Raw genomic sequence first — 3,670 nt, 5'->3', positions numbered from 1 at the left:
CGGCCGGGGTGATGCTCAAGTACGTGCTGGCGATGTAGGCCTTTCCCGGGGGGCTTCCCCCGGGTGCGGCTTCGCCTTACCCGGGGTACCTGGTCCGTAGCCCGGATAAGCGCAGCGCATCCGGGACAACGTCCGCACCCGGGGCGAAGCCCGCATCCGGGACAACGTCCGCACCCGGGACAGCTAGATATTTTCTGAAATCGTTAAAAAATGCGCGCGAATTCAGGGAGTTTTGCCATAAAAAGAGAGAAAATGACCTTTTGATATCAATTCGCCCAATGTTTATCCGAAAAATCAATCAGTGGTTTGCCCGGCGATCGTTTCAGAACCGTATCTTCCTGTTGATCCTGTTTACCTCAACGATGGTGATGCTGGCGATAACCTGGTATCTCACCGATATCACCGAAGAGCGCCTGCATTACCAGGTGGGACAGCGCGCGCTGATTCAGGCGATGCAGATCTCCGCGATGCCGGAGCTGGTCGACGCGGTGGAAAAACACGATCTGGCGCGGATCAAAGCGCTGATCGATCCGATGCGCTCATTTTCCGACGCTACCTATATCACCGTCGGCGACGCAACGGGCCAGCGTCTCTATCACGTTAATCCCGATGAAATTGGCAAATCCATGGAGGGCGGCGACAGCGACGAGGCGCTGTATAACGGCAAAAGCTATGTGTCAGTGCGTAAAGGCTCGCTGGGCTCTTCGTTGCGCGGAAAATCACCGATCCAGGACAGCACCGGCAAAGTCATTGGTATTGTCTCGGTGGGATACACCATTGAACAGTTGGAAAACTGGTTAAGCCTGCAGCTCGGATCGCTGATAGTCCCGATGGTGATTCTGCTGCTGCTGCTGCTCTACTGCGCTCGCCGCTTCTCGCTGCACATCAAAAAACAGATGTTGAATATGGAGCCTCAGCAGCTTTCGCAACTGCTTATCCAGCAAAGCGTCCTGTTTGAGTCCGTATTCGAAGGGCTGATCGCTATCGATTCCCACTACAAAATCACCGCCATCAACCAGACGGCACGCAGGCTGCTAAACCTGAGCCAGCCGGAGACGATTCTGATCGGTAAAAGCATCAGCAGCGTTATTGCCCAGGAGGCCTTTTTCTACGACGCGCCGCAGGAAAATAAAAAAGATGAAATCGTTACCTTTAACCAGATTAACGTTATCGCCAGCCGGATGGCCGTTGCGCTGAACGGCGAGCCTCAGGGTTGGGTGATCAGTTTTCGCAGTAAGGACGATATCAATACGCTTAGCCTGCAGCTTAGCCAGGTTCAGCAATACGCGGATAACCTGCGCGCCGTCCAGCATGAGCACCGTAATCTCATCTCAACCATTGCCGGGCTGCTGTTTTTAAAACGCTACGACGAGGCGCTCGATCTGATTCAGCAACAGTCAGAAAGCCACCAGAAGGTGCTCGACTTTATTGCCCGCAATTTTAAAGTGAACCACCTCGCCGGCTTGCTGATCGGGAAATATTACCGGGCCAAAGAGCTCGGGCTGGAGCTGATCTTCGATCCTGGCTGCTACGTTGAGACGCTCCCCTCCTCTCTCTCGCACAATGAATGGATCTCGATTGTCGGCAATCTACTGGACAATGCCTACAACGCCACTCTGCGCCAGTCGGGCGGGTCCCGCCAGGTTGAATGCCTTATCAACAGCGAAGGCGACGAGGCGATCATTGAGATCGCCGATCAGGGATGCGGAATTGATGAAGCCCTGCGCGATCGTATTTTTGAGCGTGGGGTAACCAGCAGCGACAGCGGCGATCACGGCATCGGATTGTGGCTGGTTCGCAGCTATGTAGAACAAGCAGGCGGCAATATCGTCGTCGATAACAACATCCCCTTTGGCACCATTTTTACTCTTTATATTCCCCTGACCCGAGATGAACATCATGGATAGCATCACTACTCTTATCGTTGAAGACGAACCTATGCTCGCGGAAATCCTGGTGGATACCATCAAACAATTTCCTCAGTTCGACGTCATTGGCATTGCAGATAAGCTGGAAAGCGCCAAAAAATGGATCCGCCTTTACCAGCCGCAGTTAATCCTGCTGGATAATTTCCTGCCGGATGGCAAAGGGCTCGATCTTATCCGCCATACCGTAAACACCAACTATAAAGGGCGCATCATCTTTATTACCGCCGATAATCATATGGATACCATCAGCGAAGCGTTGCGGATGGGCGTCTTTGATTACCTGATAAAACCGGTCCATTACCAGCGGTTACAGCATACGCTTGAACGCTTCGCCCGCTACCGTAGCTCGCTGCGTTCCAGCGAACAGGCAAGCCAGATGCATGTGGACGCGCTGTTTAATATCCAGGCCAAAGAGCAGGCCGAAGCGCCCGGCTCGCCGCTCAGAGGTATCGATGAGAGTACCTTTAACCGCGTACTCCAACTCTTCGCCGATCCCGCCATCGTTCATACCGCAGACTCGCTGGCCCGGCTCCTCGGCAGCAGTAAAACCACCGCCCGTCGCTACCTTGAGCAGGGGGTAAAAAACGATTTTCTGGAAGCGGAAATTAGCTACGGCAAGGTTGGCAGGCCGGAGCGAATTTATCACGGCAAAGTGACTAATACCGTTTAGCATCCGGCCTGTCCGCACAGCCGCGGCGCGCTGTCCGGCTCGCCGCCTTCTACTCAGGCTACGTCGTAGCTGACGATCATCTGCCCTTTTTTCATCTTCACCTGGGTGATGACGACGCTCCCCAGTTCAGAGAGGCTGACGACATGGGTGCCGCCGCAGGGGTAGCCGGGCAGATCGCCAAACCCAACGATCCGCAGGCCGTCCGCGAACGTCATTCGCCGCGGTAGGTTTTCAGCCTGCCAGCGCTGAACCCTTTCCAGCAACGCGCTCGCTTCCGGCAGGGCGCCGCCGCCAGCAAAGGTGATGCGCCCTTCTCCCGACCAGTGGTGGGCTTTCACCGGCTGCCAGCCATACGCTTCCCCGGCCTGACCAATCAGATGACCGGCGGAATGTAGCCGGGCGTGCAGCAACCTTGCGCCAGCATCCACGCGGAGAGCCACCTCGCCGATCGGTAGCGGCTGCGACACAGTATGTACAATGGTCTCGCCGCGAACCGTCACGCCCTCTACGGGAAGATCGCCGAGCCAGCCGCGATCCGCAGGCTGTCCCCCACCCTGCGGATGAAATAAAGTGCTATCGAGCGTAATGGCATAGCGGCCATCGGCGTCGCTCAGGCAACTTAACACCCGTGCCGTCCCCTCTGTGGCGTCGCTGGTGTAATAAAGCCGTTCAGTCATGGTTGTCCTCCTCTTCGTTGCAACAGTATATTGATATTCCAGACAGGGATAATCCCGCCTGACCTCAATGAACCTTTGCTCCGGAAGCACAAATGAAACTGACTCTCCTGCCCGAACTCGCCCTGTTTGTTCACGTTGTCGATCAGGGCAGCTTTTCCGCCGTCGCAAGGCAAACCGGCGCAACGCCTTCGGCCGTCAGCCGCAGCGTGTCGCGGCTGGAACAGGAGATGGGGTGTAAGCTTTTGCACCGCACCACCCGCAAGCTGCGCCTGAGCGATACCGGAGAGAAAGTTTATGAACACGCGCTGGAGATGCTGGCGGCAGCGCGTCAGGCCATTAACTCCGCTGGCAGCCGTCAGGCGGTTGCGCAGGGCAAGCTGACGCTAAGCGTGCCG

4 protein-coding genes are annotated in these 3,670 nt (G+C 56.0%); 3 read left to right on the top strand and 1 reads right to left on the bottom strand.

Features of this window, described 5'->3' with window-relative positions:
• Nucleotides 1-278 precede the first annotated feature (278 nt).
• Complete coding sequence (gene citA / locus ENTHG_RS16535) at nt 279-1,907, top strand: citrate sensor histidine kinase CitA (RefSeq protein WP_044182043.1); 1,629 nt, start codon at nt 279-281, stop codon at nt 1,905-1,907.
• Nucleotides 1,900-2,598: a citrate response regulator transcription factor CitB gene (gene citB, locus ENTHG_RS16530; RefSeq protein WP_044182040.1), complete on the top strand. Its 699-nt coding sequence runs from the start codon at nt 1,900-1,902 to the stop codon at nt 2,596-2,598. Before citA ends, citB begins: the two co-directional genes overlap by 8 nt.
• A 53-nt stretch (nt 2,599-2,651) precedes the next feature.
• Here citB and ENTHG_RS16525 read toward each other — a convergent pair whose 3' ends face one another.
• Nucleotides 2,652-3,275: a serine-tRNA(Ala) deacylase AlaX gene (locus ENTHG_RS16525; protein ID WP_044182038.1), complete on the bottom strand. Its 624-nt coding sequence runs from the start codon at nt 3,273-3,275 to the stop codon at nt 2,652-2,654.
• Between the two features lie 92 nt (nt 3,276-3,367).
• Here ENTHG_RS16525 and ENTHG_RS16520 point away from each other — a divergent pair.
• Nucleotides 3,368-3,670, top strand: a 303-nt coding sequence (locus tag ENTHG_RS16520; RefSeq protein WP_044182035.1) for a LysR family transcriptional regulator, incomplete at its 3' end; no start/stop codon positions are given.

This window comes from Phytobacter massiliensis JC163 (genome assembly GCF_000321045.1).
Taxonomy (GTDB): domain Bacteria; phylum Pseudomonadota; class Gammaproteobacteria; order Enterobacterales; family Enterobacteriaceae; genus Phytobacter_A; species Phytobacter_A massiliensis.
Note: the sequence above shows the minus strand (reverse complement) of the source record. Positions and strands in the feature narration are given on the sequence as shown.

Bases quoted from the DNA above. Each gene is read 5' to 3' on its own strand.
- ENTHG_RS16525 (WP_044182038.1), bottom strand. From the start codon at position 3,275: ATGACTGAACGGCTTTATTACACCAGCGACGCCACAGAGGGGACGGCA.
- citA (WP_044182043.1), top strand. From the start codon at position 279: ATGTTTATCCGAAAAATCAATCAGTGGTTTGCCCGGCGATCGTTTCAG.
- citB (WP_044182040.1), top strand. From the start codon at position 1,900: ATGGATAGCATCACTACTCTTATCGTTGAAGACGAACCTATGCTCGCG.